Genomic DNA, 17652 nt, shown 5'->3' on the forward strand with positions numbered 1-17652 from the left:
TCCGTTAAATCATCGTGACCGTTATGGCTGTTTCGGTGCCAGGGCTGAAAGTTCGGCTCTGAGTTCTGCGCTTAACGCAGGATCGATCAGGATTTTTTCCAGCTCTTTTCGGAAAGCCTGGTTGTCCAGCAGGTTAGCTTTTAAATCGCGAAGCAAATTGCGCATGGAAAGCATCGCCTTCAGCTGGGGGATCTGGCGGGAAACCTGCTCGGGGGTGAAATCTTTCATGCTCCGGAAGGTCAGTGAAACACTATTTTCGCTGCCGTCATCGGCAAGCGTGTTTTTAACGGTAAGATTGATTTTTGGGGAGTATTCGGAAAGCACTGAGTCAAAGTTATTTTTGTTCACATTAACTTTTTTGCGCTCATTCAGTGGTGCCGACTCCAGGCCATTGCTGAAGCCGCCTGCCACCAATAATTTCAGAGGAAGCTCGGTTTTCTTGCTCGCTCCACCCGTATGCAAATCAAGCTTTAAATTAATACGGGCCTTGGGTATTTCGGACTGAAAGGAAGAGTTAGACATGGCTGTCCCTGGTCTATTGAGTGATAGAAACCGTCACAGCCAGTGTCAAAGTTAAGAACGGCTCCTCCTGCCATAAAACATTCCTACTATTAAACATTAAGTTAAAAGCAGAATCTGCGCTCTGAAGCGAGTACATTCCATTTACTGGCAATATGACGCGATGTAAGGGCGAAAATCCGGGATAAATTTTCAGATAAACACCCATGGCGCGAGTGTAAAAATAGTGGGTTAGCTAAAGGAAATGATAAGATGTAACAAAAGGTAACAGTGTAATGCTATCAACAATAACCCCATACCGATCTGATATATAAGATATTTCTTAAGATTTTCGCTCTGTGGCGCTTGATGACTGGGGCTACGGAATGTTTCAGTTAGCTATTTAATGCAGGGCGGCGGAGCAAAATCCCTCATGGCTAAAAAGTGCGGTTAATGATTATTTAATAGAAGTGGGTCAGAAATGGATGACGAGACTTAACCCTAAAGGGTTAGCTTTCATGATAAGTTATGTTAATGTTTAGTGGCATTACTATACGCTATATAGCGTGGCTGTTGCCGCTAAGACGTTCTGCCACTCCCTCGCCGACATGCCGAAGGCGTCATACCATAGACCTGACGGAAGCGATGGCTGAAATGCGCTGAAGAGTGAAAACCACACTGAAGAGCAATATCGGTTAGCGTCACATCAGTCCTTTCAAGTAACGTCCGCGCACGATCCATACGACGACGCATCACAAACTGATGCGGCGCTTCGCCAGTGGTGTGACGGAACATACGGGCAAAGTGAAACTCACTCAACGCCGCTTCCTGCGCCAGCACAGACAGGGTTAATGGCTGGTCGAGATGGTTTTCAATAAAGTCGAGAATCCGCCGCAGGACTGCTGGAGCCAGTCCGCCCCGCACCTGTGGCAATTGCCATTTAACCTCACTGTAGTGCTGCAACAGATGGGTCAGAAGCAGGGTTGATGCGCTGCTCAATGTCAGCTGACTGGCGGGCTGTTGCCAGTCGCTGCTCAGCAGAAAGTGCCGATAAAGCCGGGTAATGCGGTCATCAGCGGAAAAGACTTTCTCATGCAGATTTAACTGCGCCGGGCTGCGGTCCCAGACCTGTTCGGCCAGGTGCCGCAGCTGATTCTCGCTGCAATAGAGATGAACAAAAGCGAGGTCGGCACGCAAATCCCAGGTTGATTCCGTGCCTGCGGGCATCAGACAGAAGCGATCCGGGGCCCCACCGTTGCGCCAGCCGTGCGCTGTTTTATGCCAGGTATCGTAGCCGCCCGCCACATAAAGGCTCAGCGTGTGATGATCGCTCAGATTGGTGACGCGATCGCCACTATTAAACCAGGCGGCCAGTTGAATGCCATTATTGAGGTGTACCTGATCGCGCAGTTGTGCTTTGTGGCGTTGCAGCATTTCAAAGGTTTGATAGGTACGCATCGGGGTATCAATTCAGATAAACAGAAGGCCAGTTTACGGATTGCAGGGGACAGAAAACAGGTCACATCGGGACAGAGGATAAAAATGCGCAAGATTTTGCAAACCCGGCGCAATCCGCTGCAAGATTCTGGTGCGTTAACAGTGCAGACTCGGCGTTTTATGGTGGAGAACCTGGCAATGAACCTGTTTTTGTATCTTTCTGTCGTGCTCATCTGGGGTACAACCTGGATTGCGATCTATGCGCAACAGTCTGCTGGCATAGGGGCCGTGACTGTCGCCGTGTTCTGGCGATTTTTACTGGCCTCACTGGTCATGTTATTGCTGCTTAAGCTGATAAAACGACTGCACAGGCTGACGCTGCGCGATCATCTTTTCTGCATGCTGCAGGGCTGCTGCGTCTTTGGCTTCAATTTTGTCTGTTTCTATTACGCTTCAGGCTATATCAGCAGCGGACTGGAGTCGGTTATTTTCTCTATGGCGGTCATGTATAACGCCATTAACAGCTGGATATTTTTCCGTCAGCGCCCTTCCCCGCGTCTGATTCCGGCGATCGTGCTGGGCATGGCAGGCATCGTTGCGCTGTTCTGGCACGATCTGCGCAGCACGCAGGCCTCTGCCGGGCTGATGTGGGGAATTGGTTTGAGTGCGCTGGGCACGCTGGGATTTTCATTTGGCAATATGATCAGTCAGCGGCATCAGCGTCTGCAACGCGACGTACTGACAACCAACAGTTACGGCATGTTGTATGGCGCGCTGATAATGGGACTGGTCTCACTGCTACAGGGTGTTTCACTACAGCCAACATGGAATGCCCAGTGGATTGGCGCATTAACCTATCTGGCTATCGTGGGATCGGTGATGGGTTTCGGGGCCTACTTTACGCTGGTAGGACGAATCGGGGCCAGTCGGGCTGCGTACACAACCGTTCTGTTTCCACTGGTTGCGCTTGCACTCTCGACCCGCTTTGAGGGGTATGAGTGGCATATCAGCGCCATCCCTGGCCTTGTCATGATTCTGCTGGGCAATATCGTGATGTTTGCCCGCTGGCCGGCAAGCCGTCGCCGGGTGATCATCTGACACGGAGGCGGGCTCAGGCCCGCGTCCGGCTGGGCATTACGCCGACTGCTGCTGAAGAAGTTTTTGTGGTTGATTGATCGCTTTACGCGCAATCCAGTAGAGCAGAACACGCTCATCGTCACTATCACGATCGGCCATCGACAGCAGTTTTAATGCCAGCGTCGATTTAGTCACAGGCTGTTGTTCTGTACTGAGTTCAATCACCGCCTGACCGATGATGCAGCAAACTTCGTCCTCACTGGTGGTGGATTCATATGTCCGGTCTTTCATATTTCCTCCTGATAAGTGAACTTTCAGCCTGGCAAAAGATCCGGAAGGCTGCACACATAACCGGCTCGCTGAAACATTCTATTACGGGTGGTTACGGTTATTGATTAAGCTGCCGCTTTGGTTACTTTTAACGCAACGCTGCATTATCGCTACTGACCTGCGTTGTGTCATTCATACCGCCAGAATGGCATTTCATTCCATGATATGTTCCGTTCATACCTTTGTTGCTCACGCGCGCGAATCACTGCTTTATTCTGACCGCAGTTTCCAGATTCCCGGACGGGAGAGATAAATTATGAACCAGACTCAACAGGCGTCTTACCAGCGTTACCGCTGGCTTACATTGTTCGGAACGGTAATCACTCAGTTTGCGCTGGGGTCAGTTTATACATGGAGTTTGTTCAACGGCCAGCTGTCACAGAAGCTGGATGCACCGATCAGTCAGGTCGCATTTTCCTTTGGCCTGCTGAGTTTAGGTCTGGCTATCGCCTCTTCACTGGCCGGAAAATTACAGGAACGTTTTGGCGTACGCCGCGTCACAATTGGTGCGGGTGTACTGATGGCTTTGGGCTTCTGGCTCACCGCGCACGCAAATAACCTGATGATGCTCTACTTCAGTGCCGGACTGCTGGTCGGTCTGGCCGATGGTGCCGGTTACCTGATGACACTGTCAAACTGCGTGAAATGGTTCCCTGAGCGTAAGGGGATGATCTCGGCCTGTGCAATTGGCGCTTACGGCCTTGGCAGTCTGGGATTCAAGTTTATCTGCGGAGCACTGCTGGCGACGGTCGGTCTGGAGCAGACCTTTATGATCTGGGGCGTGCTGGCCATGTCGATGATTATTCTCGGTGCGCTGCTGATGCGTGAAGCGCCACTGCAGCAGACCGGGACCACCGCCAAAGGTCAGCAACCTGCGCGGGATTACACGCTGGCACAGTCAGTGCGTCTGCCGCAGTACTGGATGCTGGCGCTGATGTTCCTGACCGCCTGTATGAGTGGCCTCTATGTGATAGGGGTTGCCAAAGATATCGGCGAAGGTCTGGTGCATCTCTCCACGCAGACTGCTGCCAGCGCGGTAACGGTGATTGCGATTGCCAATCTGAGTGGTCGTCTGGTGCTGGGTGTGCTCTCCGACAAAATGCTGCGTATCCGGGTCATTTCGCTGGCGCAAATTGTGTCGCTGATCGGTATGAGTGTGCTGCTGTTTACCCGGATGAATGAGGTCACCTTCTTCCTGTCACTCGCCTGTGTGGCCTTTAGCTTTGGCGGGACCATCACGGTGTTCCCATCACTGGTCAGTGACTTTTTCGGCCTCAACAACCTGACAAAAAACTATGGCCTGCTCTATCTCGGCTTTGGTATCGGTAGCGTGCTGGGTTCGCTGGTCGCATCACTGTTTGGTGGTTTCACCGTCACCTTCAGCCTGATTATGACGCTGCTGGTCATCTCCCTGTTCCTGTCGCTCACCATCCGACTGCCGCAGAGTTCCGTCACAGCAGAGCCGGTGTTGCAACGCCACTAACTTCACGGACAACGATCACGGGCCGCCATTACGCGGCCCGTTAACATTCAGCCGCGGAATCGCGGCTCTGCTATTCCCGCCACCGCGACGTCCACGGCAAAGATATCGCCTGACTGCGGATAGCGTGCCAGTTCCTCTTCCGTGCGATCTTCCCGTGAACTGGTGATAAACAGCGTTTTAAGATCGGCACCGCCAAAGGCCACCATGGTTGGCCACTTCACCGGCAGCAGGATCTCATCAACGATTTCGCTGCTCTGCGGATCGATACGGACCACGCGTCCGCCATCAAACTGTGCTGACCAGTAAAAACCTTCGCTATCCACCGCGGCACCATCCGGTAATCCCCCTTTCGCGTCAAAACGACGGAACAGCGTGCGCTCACCCGGTTCGCCCTGCTCGCTTAACGGATAGCGATAGAGCGCCTCATTCGGCGTATCGCTGTGATACATCCATTGCCGGTCCGGAGAGAATGCCAGTCCGTTGGAAATTTTAATGTCCTGCGCCTTCACTTCCAGCTTCAGGTCAGGCGTCACGCGGCATAACAGACCGCCATTTTTATCCTGCGGTTCCCACAGACTGCCGCACCAGAAGTTACCCCACGGATCCACACGGCCATCATTAAAGCGACTTTGCGCGGCCACACCGGGATTCTCTGCGATCTTTTTCTCTGGTTTACCCTGCGCATCCAGCAGCCAGACACCATTGCGCAATGCGGCTATCAGCCCGCCCTGCTCACGCAGGCCGATGCACCCTACCTCTTCCGCCTGCGGGAAGGTCTGCAATTCACCGCTGACCGGATCAAAACGGTGAATGGCTGGCGCCAGAATATCGACGCAATAGAGCACCTGTTCTTCTGATGACCAGAGCGGGCATTCCCCCAGTTCAGCCTGTAACGCCAGAATATTTTTTACGTTATGCGCCATGTTTCTCTCCCATTGAAATGACATGCTAATAATGTAGTGGTAAAAACTTTCAAATGAGAATTATTTTCGCTTGATTTTAAGACTATTCTCTTTGATAGTATTTGTTATTCAGCTCATTCCGATTTCCTTATTTCCTGCCGCGGCAAAATACAGCACTCTGAAATATTCCGTCATATCTTATTAAATAACTCTACAAAGCCTGCATCTTCACTCCACTTTTCCAGCGTAGTGTCGTAGTCATTGGAAAAAAGGAGAGGCTTCCGATGAAGAGATTAATTAAAGTCGCTTCGATGGTTGCGCTGATGACATTACTAAGCGGTTGTATCATCAGCCCCAGACACGACAATGGCTGGCATCGCGGGGGTGGCGGCGGATATCATGGAGGCTACTATGGAGGTTATCACGGTGGGTATCATGGCGGTCACCATCGCCACTAACGGGCAAAGATGTCACACAGCATAAAATAAAAGCAGTAAACTTTAAGGGCGGGATAATTATCCCGCCCGTTTTATTTAGCTTTTCAGCGCATAATTACACTGGAACCAGACTTTCTTCAGCCCGGGAATATGACTTTCCTGAGCAGGCAGCGCCTCAACTTTATCAAATCCTTTATTACTGCAGTAATTCGCCAGATCGATATCCATTGCATCACGATTGACCTTTGCCGGGTCAAAACGGTACTGCACGGTATTCGAGCTGGGATCTTCATCAACGCGTTCAAATGCCCCGGGTTTGCTGGCAGTACATCCACTCAGCAGAATCAGCGCCAGTGCGCCGGTAATTAATTTTTTCATTTAGTTATCCTCACGTTGCCGCGCAGTGTATGACGCAGCATGCCACGCATCCATAGGATTAATGCGCGAAAAATCAAAACTTGAGAAGCTTTTACCAATTAATGTAATACGATTAAACGGCTATCACTATCATGCCGGAAGTGACAGGATGTAATCAGACCAAACGAAGACTGCACCACACCAGGAAATGCCAAAAATAAAAATCTGTTCCTCTCTCTTCCCTGCCCGCGCTTAGCGGGCTTTTTTTCGCCCGCTAAGCGCGAGTTTACTGACCGGTCAGTGCCACCATTCTACGTAACAGGTTAGCGGCGCGCTTGTCAGGTAATGCCAGAATGGCACTGTAGAGGTCAATTGACATGGAACACAGCGAAGAGCGATCCACCGCCGTGTCGGCAGGCATATTCAGCTGCTGCAGTTTGTCGCCCCACTTCAGATAAAGCCGGCCGACAATCTTTTGCAGATCATCCTGCGCCTGCGTCTTATCAAGGGGCTGTTCGGGCGGCGGGCTATTGAGCAGCAGCAGCTCCATGGCATCCGCCTCTTTGCGATTCAGCGACGACGGCAGCGTGGTCAGCAGATTGATGCCACCACTTACCTGCGGATAGAGATAACGGAAGCAGAGGCCCGGATCGATATGGTTCAGCGCCCGCATCTCTTCCACCGAGATGCTGATATAGTTAACGACCGCCGCATCGGTTCCGCGCATCAGTCGCTGATTAATCACCTCAATCAGCCAGCCACGCAGTTCACCTGTCGCCCTGTCAGGCTGCTCGCCCGCACGGATCCGCCGGGTCAGCTCCTGAGTCAGCAACAGCCATAATGCCGGTTCCTGCGTCTGCAATACCCGATAGCCAGGCATCTTTGCCAGCTGATTCACCGCCTGCTCATGCTGAGCAGTCTGCTGCTGATGCGGCGCGACCCAGCTGAACCAGAGCAGATTTGCCAGTATCAGTGGCAGCAGAAAGAGGATCAGCCCCTGCCACAAACGCAGCCGGGTGGTTTTGATCAGTACAATGACGATCAGCGCCAGCAGCGCAAACGCGGCCAGCGTAATAAAAAGCAGAGAATTCATGCTGCGGGATTAATCCTTACGCACATCGATCAGCACAGGGCAGTGAGCACGCTCAATAACTGAAGCGCTGACCGAGCCTTTTAATAGCCGATTAAAAGAGGAGAGATGGCGACGTCCCATGATAATCATACTGGCCTTAAGCTGTTGCGACTGGGCAACGATGGTGTCTGCTGCGTCCCCCGCCAGGATCATGCCACGCGCATTAATGCCCGCGCGCAATAACGGTGCCAGCGCATGGCGCACCACCATTTCCGCCGTATTCTGCTCATCCTGCGCCGCCACAAAATCGGCCGGGTCTTCACCTGCATCGATTTCCATCGGCTGATTGCAGGAAGAGTAAGCAGGATCCACGCAGCACAGCACTACCACATCGGCGCGATGCGCCAGCGCTTCTTCAATGGTTAAGGCGACTACTTTCTCCGCCACCGGAGAGTGATCAATGGCCATCAGCAGGGTTTTCATCAGATGCTTATCCTTCTATCGCGGCGACTTTGCCGATTTCACGCACCAGCGCCTCTTTGCACTTCAGCATCTCGTCACGAAAACGGGCTTCATGACGCAGAAAACGTGCAGAGGGCACCAGCAAAGAGACAGAAAAGCGACCAAACAGCGTATCCAGCGCAAACGCCATGGTAGAAATACCTTCCAGCGTTTCACCGCGATCCACGGCGATACCGGTTTCGCGCACTTCCCTGATAAGTTGCAGCAACTGCGGCAGGGTTTTCACCGTCATATCGGTTAACTCCTGCCAGGCGTCACCGACGATCGTCCGCACATCTTTTTCACACTCCAGCGCCAGCAGTGCCCGTCCACCGGAGGTGCTGTAGAGCGGCAGATTGAGTCCCATATGTGGAACGACCCGCAGCTCCCGCGACGCGACCACGTGGTGAATAATCGCCAGCTGGCTGCCGCTGGCGCGCGCCAGTGAAACCGTCTCGTTGGTGTCAGAAGAGAGTTTTTCCAGTAGCGGACTGACCAGATCGACCACATCGGTATGCACGCTGGAGATCAGTTTTAACAGTGCCGGCCCCAGGCGCAGTCCGCCTGCCCCGCTGCTGCGCACCAGCTCGGCGCTGTCGAGCGCGGCAACGATGCGCTGCACCGTTGAACGGGGCAGTTCTACTGCCTGAGCTATCTCGCCGAGGCTCATGCCGCCCGGCTGTTCGCCCAGCGCATTAAGAATTTTTGCCGCACGGGCGATGACCTGAATGCCGCCCGTTTTTTCATCCTCACGGCTGGAGGGTTGATGTGCCATAGCGTCGTCCTGTTTGAGCTGCCTTACTGTAGCGCGAATGCCGCACTTTTTACAGTCTGTACCACATTGCAATACAGCATACCGGGATGTAATATTACGCCCTGTATCACATCGCAGTACACTGCATCATAATAACGAGATCGCCTGCAATGAACGCTAAGCCAGCCGCCGCGCCGGCCCCTCATCCTTTTACACTGCGACTGGCACTTGGCCTGGTCGGCGTGCTCATTGCTGCCCTGACCTCCGGGCTGAACGATCGCGTCAGTGATATCGCGCTGGCAGATATCCGGGCTGCTATAGGCATCGGTTACGATCAGGGTAGCTGGATTATTTCCGGTTATCAGGCGGCAGAAGTGGCTGCCATGATGATCGCGCCCTGGTTTGCCGTCACTCTGTCGCTGCGGCGTTTCACACTGGGCGTATCGGCAGGATTTATGCTGACCGGTATTCTGCTGCCGCTGGTACCGGATCCGACGCTTTTTATCAGCCTGCGCGTACTGCAGGGTCTGTTCGGTGGCGCACTGCCGCCAATGCTGATGACCGTCGCCCTGCGCTTCCTGCCGCCGCCTTTTAAGCTGTTTGGCCTGGCGGGCTATGCCCTGACCGCGACGTTTGGCCCCAATATGGCGGCCTCAATGGCATCGTTATGGACCGACCACGTCAGCTGGATGATGGTGTTCTGGCAGGTCGTGCCATTCATGCTCATTGCCATGGTGCTGATTAGCTGGGGGATACCGCAGGACCCGCTGCGTCCGGAGCGCTTTCAGCAGATCGATCTGTTTGGCATGGTGACCGGCTGCAGCGCGGTTGCGCTGCTGGTTCTGGTGCTGACTCAGGGTGAGCGTCTCGACTGGCTGAACTCGCCACTGATCGCCGGTATGCTGCTGACCGCGCTGCCGCTGCTGCTGGTTTTCCTGATTAATGAGTGGTTTCACCCGCTGCCCCTGTTTAAATTGCAGATGCTGCGGCGGCCCAATCTGGCGCACGGCTTGCTGGGACTGGCCTGCGTGCTGATCCTTGGTCTGTCAGGCTCCGCCCTGCCGTCGGCTTATTTTGCTCAGGTCAGCGGCTTTCGCACCCTGGAGTTTGCCCCGCTGGCGCTGTCGGTTGGCCTGCCGCAACTGCTGATCGCACCGCTGATTGCGGCCCTGCTGAATATTCGCTGGATTGACTGCCGCTGGATGCTGACGGCGGGCGTCGGCCTGCTGGTAACGTCCTGTCTGCTGGGCTCGCAAATCACCAGTGAGTGGGCGCGCCAGAATTTCTGGCTGCTGCAGATTCTGCAGGCGTTTGGCCAACCGATGATAATTCTGCCGATACTGATGAGCGCCACCAGCGTGGTGGCTCCCCCCGAGGGCCCGTTTGCCTCGGCGATGTTTAATACGGTGCGCGGCTTCTCCAGCATTACCGCCTCCACGCTGGTTGAGGTTTTCCTCTCCCATCGTGAGCAGTTTCACTCCAGTGTTCTGATTGATCAGGCCGCCAGCCGGAGCTGGCTGATGACCGCGCCAGCGGCCGATCAGGCCAGTCGCAGCCTGCCGCTGTTGCCGGATGGCAGCATCAGCGCCAGCGATAATCTCAGCGGATTTGCCACGCTGGTTCGTCATCAGGCCACAGTACTGAGTCTGAGCGACAGCTGGCTGATGCTGACCGGTTTTGCCGCCTGCCTGTTATTGCTTACCGCCATCCTGCCAAAACGGGTCTGGCCGCCTCAAACTTTGCTTCAAAACCCCTCCCGGAATAACTGAATATGCGTGCTTTCGAAATGAAAAGAACTCTGGTGCTCACACTGCTGCTGCTGGTGTTACTGGCCATCGCCTTTGCAGTCTGGTCACTGATGAGCGGCAACGATCACCGCACCAACGACGCTTACGTTAATGCGGATTACACTCTGGTCGCGCCAAAAGTCTCCGGCTACATCAGCAATGTGCAGGTGCAGGATAATCAGCAAGTCAAAGCCGGTCAGCTGCTGGCAACGCTGGACGACCGTGACTACCGTGTGGCGCTGGAGAGTGCCGAGGCTGACCTGCAGGTGAGTCGGGCGAAACTGCTGAGCAGCCAGGCCCAGCTTGAACAGCAGCAGTCGGTGATTGATCAGCAGAAAGCCAGCGTCGCGGCCAGCCAGGCGTCCGCGCAGTATGCCGGACAGAGCGCCGATCGCTACAACCGACTTTATAAAAGTGGCACCGTAGCCGCCGACGATCAGCAGAAATCCAGCGCTAACCAGCGCTCGGCGCTGGCAGCGGTGCATCAGAGTCAGGCTGCGCTGGCGTCGGCAGTGAAACAGGTCGGCGTATTACAGGCTGCGGTACGTTCAGCGGAAGCGGATGTCGCAGCGGCTAAAGCCAGCGTCGATCAGGCCAGGCTGAATCTCTCCTACACGCGAATCACAGCGCCCGTTGACGGCATGGTCGGTCAGCGCTCAGTGCGGATTGGCGCTTATGTGTCAGCCGGAACCCGTCTGCTGGCGGTAGTACCACTGCAGCAGACCTACATTACGGCTAACTACCTTGAGACGCAGTTAAGCGATGTGCGTCCGGGTCAGCGCGTGCAAATCCGTATCGATGCCTTGCCAGGCAAGACCTTTACCGGCCATGTGGACAGTATCGCGCCGGCCACCGGCGCAACTTTTTCCGCGATTGCTCCCGATAACGCCACCGGCAACTACACTAAAGTCGTTCAACGTCTGCCGGTTAAAATTGTGCTGGATAGTGACCAACAGCATCTGGCTCAGTTACGTGTCGGCATGTCGGCGATCCCGGAAATCCAGGTGCCGTAAAATTGTGAGCAATATCTCAGAACGGACCTATTTCATTTAGGCAGGATTACGCGTAAATTAGCGCCTGATCCTGTTCTGAGTTATTCAGATCGACCCGGAAATGAGCAGACCATTATTGAAATGGCGATCTCTATTCCACAGCTGTTCGCGTTGCACTGGTTTGGGATCGCCATCATCGTAACCGCTCAGAGGAGTTGCTTTGTGAAATATGCCTTGATGGGAATATCTTTTTTCGCGTTACTTTGGTTCGGAACCTTTGTTCTGCTGCTGAAGTAATGGCGTGACAGTGCCGCCAAGGGGCGACCATTGCGTCGCCCCTGCTGGCTGTTAGTGCTCTTCTTCCGTTTTCATGCTGCCAGGCAAAACGCCATCGGCACGAAACATCGCTTTAATTCCCCGTACCGCCTGACGAATGCGATCGCTGTTTTCAATCAGTGCAAAACGCACGTGCGTATCACCATAGTCGCCAAACCCGATACCGGGCGAAACACAGACTTTCGCCTCCTGCAGCATATGTTTGGCAAACTCCAGGGAGCCCAGATGCGCATAGTGGTCCGGAATTTTTGCCCAGACATACATCGAGGCTTTCGGGTTATCGACCATCCAGCCCGCTTCATGCAATCCCTTGACCAGCACATCACGACGCCGTTTGTACTGCTCTGCGATGTCGCGAACACACTGTTGATCCCCTTCCAGCGCCGCAATCGCCGCCACCTGCAGCGGCGTAAAGGTACCGTAGTCATGGTAACTTTTGATCCGTGCCAGCGCGGCGACCAGCTCTTTGTTGCCCACCATAAAACCGATGCGCCAGCCCGCCATGTTGTAGCTTTTTGACAGGGTGAAGAACTCGACGGCGACATCACGCGCACCTGGCACCTGCATAATCGACGGCGCTTTCCAGCCATCGTAGACGATGTCGGCATAGGCCAGATCGTGGATCACCAGCACATTGTATTGTTTTGCCAGCGCAATCACCCGCTCGAAAAAGTCGAGTTCCACACACTGTGCGGTGGGATTAGACGGGAAGCCAAGGATCATCATTTTTGGCTTGGGATAGCTCTCACGAATAGCGCGTTCCAGCTCATTGAAGAAGTCGACACCCGCCACCAGCGGCACTGAGCGCACCTGCGCTCCGGCAATCACTGCACCGTAGATATGAATCGGATAGCTAGGGTTCGGTACCAGCACGGTATCCCCATGATCCAGCGTCGCCAGCATCAGATGCGCCAGTCCCTCTTTGGAACCGATGGTAACAATCGCCTCAGATTCAGGATCGATCTCCACCTGGTAACGATCGGCGTACCAGCGCGAGATCGCCCGGCGCAGACGAGGAATGCCGCGTGAGGTGGAATAACCGTGGGTGTCGTCGCGCTGCGCTACCTGGCATAACTTTTCGACGATGTGCGGCGGGGTCGGGCCATCAGGATTCCCCATTGAAAAGTCGATGATATCTTCGCCGCGCCGGCGCGCAGCCATCTTCAGTTCAGCGGTGATGTTGAAAACGTAAGGGGGTAAACGTTCAATACGTGAGAAACGACGGGGTGTGCTGTTATCAGCCATGATGTCCTCTGGATTACGTAAGCGCCCGGACCGTCCGAGCGACGCGGGTCACTGCGGTGACCCGTTACGAACATAACGCGGTGAGGATCATTTTGTCGAGGGGCAGAAAATATTTTTATTGTTGCGGATTCAGTCGTCCCAGCAGCCAATCGTTCACCCAGCAGCCGTTCAGCAGATAATTATCCCGTAGCGTGCCCTCCAGCTGGAAGCCGTTTTTCTCCAGAATCCGGCGTGAGGCCCAGTTACCTTCAACCACCATCGCCTTGAGTTTATGGAAATCGGCTTCGAGCAGAAACTGACACAGCGCCGCCAGCGCCTCGCTGCCGTAGCCCTGTCCGCAGTGGCGATGCAGCAGCATATAACCCACCTCGGCCTGACGGTGTGGCTCCCACTCCGGACTGCAGCCAAACAGGCCAATCGGCTCACCGCTGTCGCGTCGTCGTGCCACCAGGCAGAGCATATGAAAACTGCCTGGCTGCCACGGAGCCAGACGCTCGGTGAAACGCTGGCGAATATCCGCTTCATCGGGGATTTCGCTCACCCAGGTCATGGTGTCACGATCTTCATGGACGGCACGAAACAGTTGCCAGTCTTCAGGCTGTAATTTATTCAGGGTTAATCTGGCGGTGACAAGTTGCATCTGCTGCTCCCGATGGGCACGGTTTTCCAGCGGTCGCTGGCGCGCGTCATCGCGCAACATAGCAAAACGGCATCACACCGACCAGCGCTGGCAGGATGAAAAACTGTTCCCCTTTATTGCACTCAACCTTTCCTCTTTTTATGCCCAGGCCATAAAAATTGATCTGAAACACGAAGTCCCGGCGTGATTGTGCGGGGCGCTAGCGGTTCGCGATCACATTTTTTATCATAGGGACACTTTCCATTGCCGACGAGCCGCCTGTGTCTTCCCACTTCACGATGTTACTGGCAGTATTTGACCGCGCCGCCCTGATGTTGATCTGCCTGTTCTTCCTGACGCGCACCCGCCCGTTTCGTCAGCTGCTGCAAAAAGATGAACACACGCGCGCGGAGAAAGTGGCGGTAACGGCCATCTTTTCCCTGTTTGCGCTTTTCAGTACCTGGTCGGGCGTCAATGTCGACGGTTCGCTGCTGAATGTGCGTGTCATCGCCGTGATGGCGGGCGGCATTCTGTTTGGTCCCTGGGTCGGCATCGCCACCGGTGTGATTGCGGGGCTGCACCGTTTTCTGATCGATATTCACGGCGTGACCTCGGTGCCCTGTCTGATTACCAGCATCATTGCCGGTATCGTCGCGGGCGGTATTAACCGGCGGGTACTGAAAGAGCATCGCTGGCGTGCCGGTATCGTCGGCGGCATGCTGTGTGAAGCCCTGACGATGGTGCTGATCGTCATGTGGGCGCGCCCAACCTCACTCGGGCTGGCGATTGTGTCGGAGATTGCCCTGCCGATGATCCTCGGTGCCTCCAGCATCGGTATCATTGTGTTGCTGGTGCAGAGCGTCGAAGGAGAGAAAGAGGCGATTGCCGCCCGTCAGGCCAAGCTGGCGCTGGAGATCGCCAACAAAACCCTGCCGCTGTTTCGTCAGGTGAACAGCGACTCACTTCGCAACATCTGTGACATTATCCGGCGGGAGATCAAAGCCGATGCGGTGGCGATGACCGACAAGAAAAAGATTCTGGCCTACGTCGGCTATGGCGAACATAACTATCAACATGGGGATGATGGCATCAGCCCCACCACGGCGCAGTCGATTGCCAGTGGCAAAATTATTATTAAGAACAACGATGAAGCGCACCGCACTAAAGATATCCATTCGATGATCGTCATTCCTCTATGGGAAAAAGGCAAAGTCACTGGCACGCTGAAAATCTACTATCGCCGCGCGCACCGTATTACCGGCTCGCTGAAGGAGATGGCCATCGGCCTGTCACAAATCATATCTACCCAGCTTGAAGTGTCACGTGCCGAGCAGTTACGTGAGATGGCCAATAAAGCGGAACTACGGGCGCTGCAAAGTAAAATAAATCCCCATTTCCTGTTCAACGCCCTGAATGCCATCTCCTCTTCTATCCGTCTCAATCCCGATACCGCCCGCCAGCTGGTGATTAACCTGTCACGCTACCTGCGCTACAACCTGGAGCTGAATGATGATGAGCTGATTGATATTCGTAAGGAGCTGTGGCAGGTCAAAGATTACATCGCCATTGAGCAGGCGCGGTTTGGCGACAAGCTGACGATGATCTATGACGTCGACGAGGATCTTCATTTTCTGCTGCCCAGTCTGCTGATCCAGCCGCTGGTGGAGAATGCGATTGTCCACGGTATCCAGCCCTGTAAAGGTAAAGGCGTGGTGACACTGAGCGTCCGGGATCGGGGCGATAGCGTGCGCATCTCGGTGCGGGACACCGGCCAGGGCATCAGTGACGAAGTCGTGGCAAGAGTGGCGCGCAATGAGATGCCCGGAAATAAAATCGGCCTGCTCAATGTGCATCATCGGGTAAAACTTCTGTCGGGTCAGGGACTGAACATCGTGCGGCACCAGCAGGGCACCGAGATTTCCTTTACGCTGAGTAAGAATGGCCAGCGCCTGGCGGAGAATCTGTTATGAAAGCCATTATTGTGGAAGATGAATTCCTGGCGCAGCAGGAGCTGAGCTGGATGATTCAGCATCACAGCAAAATCGAGATTGAAGCCTGCTTTGACGATGGCCTCGACGTGCTGAAGTATCTGCAACAGCATCGGGTCGATGTGATTTTTCTCGACATCAACATTCCTTCGCTGGATGGCATGCTGCTGGCACAGAATATCCATCAGTTTGCCCACAAGCCGCTGATTGTCTTTATCACCGCGTGGAAAGAGCATGCGGTGGAGGCGTTTGAGCTGGAGGCGTTTGACTACATTCTCAAGCCTTATCAGGAGTCGCGGATCGTCACCATGCTGAACAAGCTGGAAGCCACGGCGCAGGCGCAACAGGCGGTCAGCCATCTCAGCGCCACGCCAGCCCCGCAGACGGTCAACCTGATTAAAGATGAGCGCATTATCGTCACGGACGTGAATGACATTTACTACGTAGAAGCCCATGAAAAGCTGACGTTTGTGTATACACGGCGCGAGTCTTACGTGATGTCGATGAATATTACCGAATTCTGTTCACGTCTGCCGGAACAGCAGTTCTTCCGCTGCCACCGCTCTTACTGCGTCAGCCTTAGCAAGATCCGAGAAATTGAGCCGTGGTTTAACAACACCTATCTGCTGAAGCTGCGCGATCTGGAGTTTCAGGTGCCGGTGAGCCGCAGCAAGGTGAAGCAGTTTCGGCAGTTGATGCGCCTGTAGCGCTGGAGTGGTGAATATTTCAGAAGAACGTGTGGTGAAGCCGAGGATGATTTCCCGAACCTGCCCAGCTGAAGCAGGCAGGCCAGGAAAATCGAACGCGCACAAAGTGGCCGTGCGCGCGAGGTGTAACTGAATCAGATAATGCGACCCAGCGTCTGACGCAGATGCGCGCCCGCGCCCAGCAAGCCAGGCTGATCGTGCGTGATCATATAGACCGGGATGCTGGCAACATAGTCGCGGAAGCGGCCTTTGTCTTCGAAAGCGGCACGGAAACCTGACGCCTTAAAGAACTCCAGGAAGCGTGGCACGATGCCACCCGCAATGTAGACGCCACCAAAGGTCCCGAGGTTCAATGCCAGATTGCCACCGAAACGGCCCATGATGACGCAGAACATCGACAGTGCACGACGGCAGTCGATGCAGCTATCATCCAGCGCACGCTGGCTGACATCTTTCGGCTTCAGGTTTTCCGGCACACGGTTATCAACTTTAACAATGGCACGATAGAGGTTGACCAGACCGGCACCGGACAGGATACGTTCTGCTGAAACATGGCCCAGCTCTTCACGCAGCACTTCCAGAATCTGATCTTCTTCTTCGCTGTTAGCGGCGAAATCGACATGACCGCCCTCACCTGGCAGGCTGACCCAGCGTTTGTCCACGTGCACCAGATGGCTGACGCCTAATCCGGTACCGGCACCATAAATCGCGATAGGCTTATCTTTAACCGGGGCAGTGCCGCCAAACTGAATCACGTTGTCGGCGGTCAGCATCGGAATCGCCATGGATACCGCAGTAAAGTCGTTAATGATTTCCAGGTGTTCAAAACCGATGTTCTCTTTGAGCTTGCGCGTAGAAAACGCCCAGTCATGGTTGGTCATTTCAACCCAGTCATCGGTAATCGGGCAGGCGATAGCGATACAGCCATCTTTAACATCCTGCTGTTGTTCATCAAGATAGTGGCGGATGACGGCTTCGAGGCTGTCGTATTCTGATGTTGAGAATGTTTTGGCCTGGGTGATGCTGCCGCTTTCCACCTCACACAGGGCGAGGCGTGCGTTAGTACCGCCGACATCGCCGACCAAGGCATAGGTTGTCATTCTTCTGTTGCTCCGCTTGGGGTCTTAAGA

Annotated in this window: 18 protein-coding genes; 7 read left to right on the forward strand and 11 right to left on the reverse strand. The window is 54.4% G+C overall.

Annotated features, from left to right (window positions below):
* Positions 1–21: 21 nt before the first annotated feature.
* Positions 22–522, reverse strand: a complete 501-nt coding sequence (gene tssB / locus AC6I8C_RS13510) for a type VI secretion system contractile sheath small subunit (protein WP_497822787.1) — start codon at positions 520–522, stop codon at positions 22–24.
* 555 nt (positions 523–1077) lie between these two features.
* A complete protein-coding gene (locus tag AC6I8C_RS13515; protein ID WP_497822788.1) occupies positions 1078–1956 on the reverse strand; it encodes a helix-turn-helix domain-containing protein in 879 nt (292 codons plus the stop codon).
* Positions 1957–2133: 177 nt separating this feature from the next.
* On the opposite strand from AC6I8C_RS13515, the gene AC6I8C_RS13520 reads away from it, so the two are divergent.
* Positions 2134–3033 carry a DMT family transporter gene (locus tag AC6I8C_RS13520; RefSeq protein WP_497822789.1) on the forward strand — a complete coding sequence of 300 codons (900 nt, stop codon included), beginning with the start codon at positions 2134–2136 and terminating at the stop codon, positions 3031–3033.
* A gap of 36 nt (positions 3034–3069) precedes the next feature.
* On the opposite strand, the gene AC6I8C_RS13525 is transcribed toward AC6I8C_RS13520, so the two are convergent.
* Positions 3070–3303 (reverse strand): hypothetical protein, encoded by a 234-nt coding sequence (locus AC6I8C_RS13525; RefSeq protein ID WP_497822790.1) that lies wholly within the window; start codon positions 3301–3303, stop codon positions 3070–3072.
* 295 nt (positions 3304–3598) lie between these two features.
* Here AC6I8C_RS13525 and AC6I8C_RS13530 point away from each other — a divergent pair, with 295 nt between their 5' ends.
* A complete protein-coding gene (locus AC6I8C_RS13530; RefSeq protein WP_497822791.1) occupies positions 3599–4825 on the forward strand; it encodes an L-lactate MFS transporter in 1227 nt (408 codons plus the stop codon).
* A 47-nt stretch (positions 4826–4872) separates the two neighbouring features.
* On the opposite strand, the gene AC6I8C_RS13535 is transcribed toward AC6I8C_RS13530, so the two are convergent.
* The 5 genes from AC6I8C_RS13535 to AC6I8C_RS13555 all read right to left on the reverse strand — a co-directional run bounded on the left by AC6I8C_RS13535 (position 4873) and on the right by AC6I8C_RS13555 (position 8869).
* Complete coding sequence (locus AC6I8C_RS13535) at positions 4873–5748, reverse strand: SMP-30/gluconolactonase/LRE family protein (protein ID WP_497822792.1); 876 nt, start codon at positions 5746–5748, stop codon at positions 4873–4875.
* A gap of 512 nt (positions 5749–6260) precedes the next feature.
* Positions 6261–6542 carry a putative periplasmic lipoprotein gene (locus AC6I8C_RS13540; RefSeq protein WP_013358633.1) on the reverse strand — a complete coding sequence of 94 codons (282 nt, stop codon included), beginning with the start codon at positions 6540–6542 and terminating at the stop codon, positions 6261–6263.
* 265 nt (positions 6543–6807) lie between these two features.
* Positions 6808–7614 (reverse strand): hypothetical protein, encoded by an 807-nt coding sequence (locus tag AC6I8C_RS13545; RefSeq protein WP_497822793.1) that lies wholly within the window; start codon positions 7612–7614, stop codon positions 6808–6810.
* Between the two features lie 9 nt (positions 7615–7623).
* Positions 7624–8076: a universal stress protein gene (locus AC6I8C_RS13550; protein ID WP_013358635.1), complete on the reverse strand. Its 453-nt coding sequence runs from the start codon at positions 8074–8076 to the stop codon at positions 7624–7626.
* 7 nt (positions 8077–8083) lie between these two features.
* Positions 8084–8869: an IclR family transcriptional regulator gene (locus tag AC6I8C_RS13555; RefSeq protein ID WP_010257875.1), complete on the reverse strand. Its 786-nt coding sequence runs from the start codon at positions 8867–8869 to the stop codon at positions 8084–8086.
* 149 nt (positions 8870–9018) lie between these two features.
* On the opposite strand from AC6I8C_RS13555, the gene AC6I8C_RS13560 reads away from it, so the two are divergent.
* The 3 genes from AC6I8C_RS13560 to ypdK all read left to right on the forward strand — a co-directional run bounded on the left by AC6I8C_RS13560 (position 9019) and on the right by ypdK (position 11924).
* Entirely contained in the window at positions 9019–10617 is a 1599-nt protein-coding gene (locus tag AC6I8C_RS13560; RefSeq protein ID WP_497822794.1) for an MFS transporter, read from the forward strand.
* A gap of 2 nt (positions 10618–10619) precedes the next feature.
* Entirely contained in the window at positions 10620–11648 is a 1029-nt protein-coding gene (locus AC6I8C_RS13565; RefSeq protein WP_497822795.1) for an HlyD family secretion protein, read from the forward strand.
* A 201-nt stretch (positions 11649–11849) separates the two neighbouring features.
* Entirely contained in the window at positions 11850–11924 is a 75-nt protein-coding gene (gene ypdK, locus AC6I8C_RS13570; protein ID WP_099257831.1) for a membrane protein YpdK, read from the forward strand.
* A gap of 51 nt (positions 11925–11975) precedes the next feature.
* On the opposite strand, the gene alaC is transcribed toward ypdK, so the two are convergent.
* Both alaC and AC6I8C_RS13580 read right to left on the reverse strand, forming a co-directional pair.
* Positions 11976–13208, reverse strand: coding sequence for an alanine transaminase (alaC, locus tag AC6I8C_RS13575; RefSeq protein WP_013358638.1), 1233 nt, complete (start codon positions 13206–13208; stop codon positions 11976–11978).
* A gap of 115 nt (positions 13209–13323) precedes the next feature.
* Positions 13324–13848 carry a GNAT family N-acetyltransferase gene (locus AC6I8C_RS13580; protein WP_497822796.1) on the reverse strand — a complete coding sequence of 175 codons (525 nt, stop codon included), beginning with the start codon at positions 13846–13848 and terminating at the stop codon, positions 13324–13326.
* Between the two features lie 278 nt (positions 13849–14126).
* Here AC6I8C_RS13580 and AC6I8C_RS13585 point away from each other — a divergent pair, with 278 nt between their 5' ends.
* Together AC6I8C_RS13585 and AC6I8C_RS13590 are read left to right on the forward strand one after the other, a co-directional pair.
* Positions 14127–15797, forward strand: a complete 1671-nt coding sequence (locus tag AC6I8C_RS13585) for a LytS/YhcK type 5TM receptor domain-containing protein (protein WP_497823342.1) — start codon at positions 14127–14129, stop codon at positions 15795–15797.
* The gene (locus AC6I8C_RS13590) at positions 15794–16522 is read left to right on the forward strand and encodes a LytR/AlgR family response regulator transcription factor (RefSeq protein ID WP_003848909.1); all 729 of its coding nucleotides are present in this window, start codon (positions 15794–15796) and stop codon (positions 16520–16522) included. Before AC6I8C_RS13585 ends, AC6I8C_RS13590 begins: the two co-directional genes overlap by 4 nt.
* 134 nt (positions 16523–16656) lie before the next feature.
* On the opposite strand, the gene glk is transcribed toward AC6I8C_RS13590, so the two are convergent.
* Positions 16657–17622: a glucokinase gene (gene glk / locus AC6I8C_RS13595; protein ID WP_013358641.1), complete on the reverse strand. Its 966-nt coding sequence runs from the start codon at positions 17620–17622 to the stop codon at positions 16657–16659.
* Between the last annotated feature and the right edge of the window lie 30 nt (positions 17623–17652).

Source organism: Pantoea sp. X-Soil-YNGN-844, assembly GCF_059730595.1.

Coding starts and splice junctions, on each gene's coding strand:
- AC6I8C_RS13555 (WP_010257875.1), bottom strand. CDS start 8,869: ATGGCACATCAACCCTCCAGCCGTGAGGATGAAAAAACGGGCGGCATT.
- AC6I8C_RS13580 (WP_497822796.1), bottom strand. CDS start 13,848: ATGCAACTTGTCACCGCCAGATTAACCCTGAATAAATTACAGCCTGAA.
- AC6I8C_RS13525 (WP_497822790.1), bottom strand. CDS start 3,303: ATGAAAGACCGGACATATGAATCCACCACCAGTGAGGACGAAGTTTGC.
- AC6I8C_RS13540 (WP_013358633.1), bottom strand. CDS start 6,542: ATGAAAAAATTAATTACCGGCGCACTGGCGCTGATTCTGCTGAGTGGA.
- AC6I8C_RS13550 (WP_013358635.1), bottom strand. CDS start 8,076: ATGAAAACCCTGCTGATGGCCATTGATCACTCTCCGGTGGCGGAGAAA.
- alaC (WP_013358638.1), bottom strand. CDS start 13,208: ATGGCTGATAACAGCACACCCCGTCGTTTCTCACGTATTGAACGTTTA.
- AC6I8C_RS13585 (WP_497823342.1), top strand. CDS start 14,127: ATGTTACTGGCAGTATTTGACCGCGCCGCCCTGATGTTGATCTGCCTG.
- AC6I8C_RS13560 (WP_497822794.1), top strand. CDS start 9,019: ATGAACGCTAAGCCAGCCGCCGCGCCGGCCCCTCATCCTTTTACACTG.
- AC6I8C_RS13515 (WP_497822788.1), bottom strand. CDS start 1,956: ATGCGTACCTATCAAACCTTTGAAATGCTGCAACGCCACAAAGCACAA.
- AC6I8C_RS13535 (WP_497822792.1), bottom strand. CDS start 5,748: ATGGCGCATAACGTAAAAAATATTCTGGCGTTACAGGCTGAACTGGGG.
- AC6I8C_RS13590 (WP_003848909.1), top strand. CDS start 15,794: ATGAAAGCCATTATTGTGGAAGATGAATTCCTGGCGCAGCAGGAGCTG.
- AC6I8C_RS13520 (WP_497822789.1), top strand. CDS start 2,134: ATGAACCTGTTTTTGTATCTTTCTGTCGTGCTCATCTGGGGTACAACC.
- AC6I8C_RS13530 (WP_497822791.1), top strand. CDS start 3,599: ATGAACCAGACTCAACAGGCGTCTTACCAGCGTTACCGCTGGCTTACA.
- glk (WP_013358641.1), bottom strand. CDS start 17,622: ATGACAACCTATGCCTTGGTCGGCGATGTCGGCGGTACTAACGCACGC.
- tssB (WP_497822787.1), bottom strand. CDS start 522: ATGTCTAACTCTTCCTTTCAGTCCGAAATACCCAAGGCCCGTATTAAT.
- AC6I8C_RS13565 (WP_497822795.1), top strand. CDS start 10,620: ATGCGTGCTTTCGAAATGAAAAGAACTCTGGTGCTCACACTGCTGCTG.
- AC6I8C_RS13545 (WP_497822793.1), bottom strand. CDS start 7,614: ATGAATTCTCTGCTTTTTATTACGCTGGCCGCGTTTGCGCTGCTGGCG.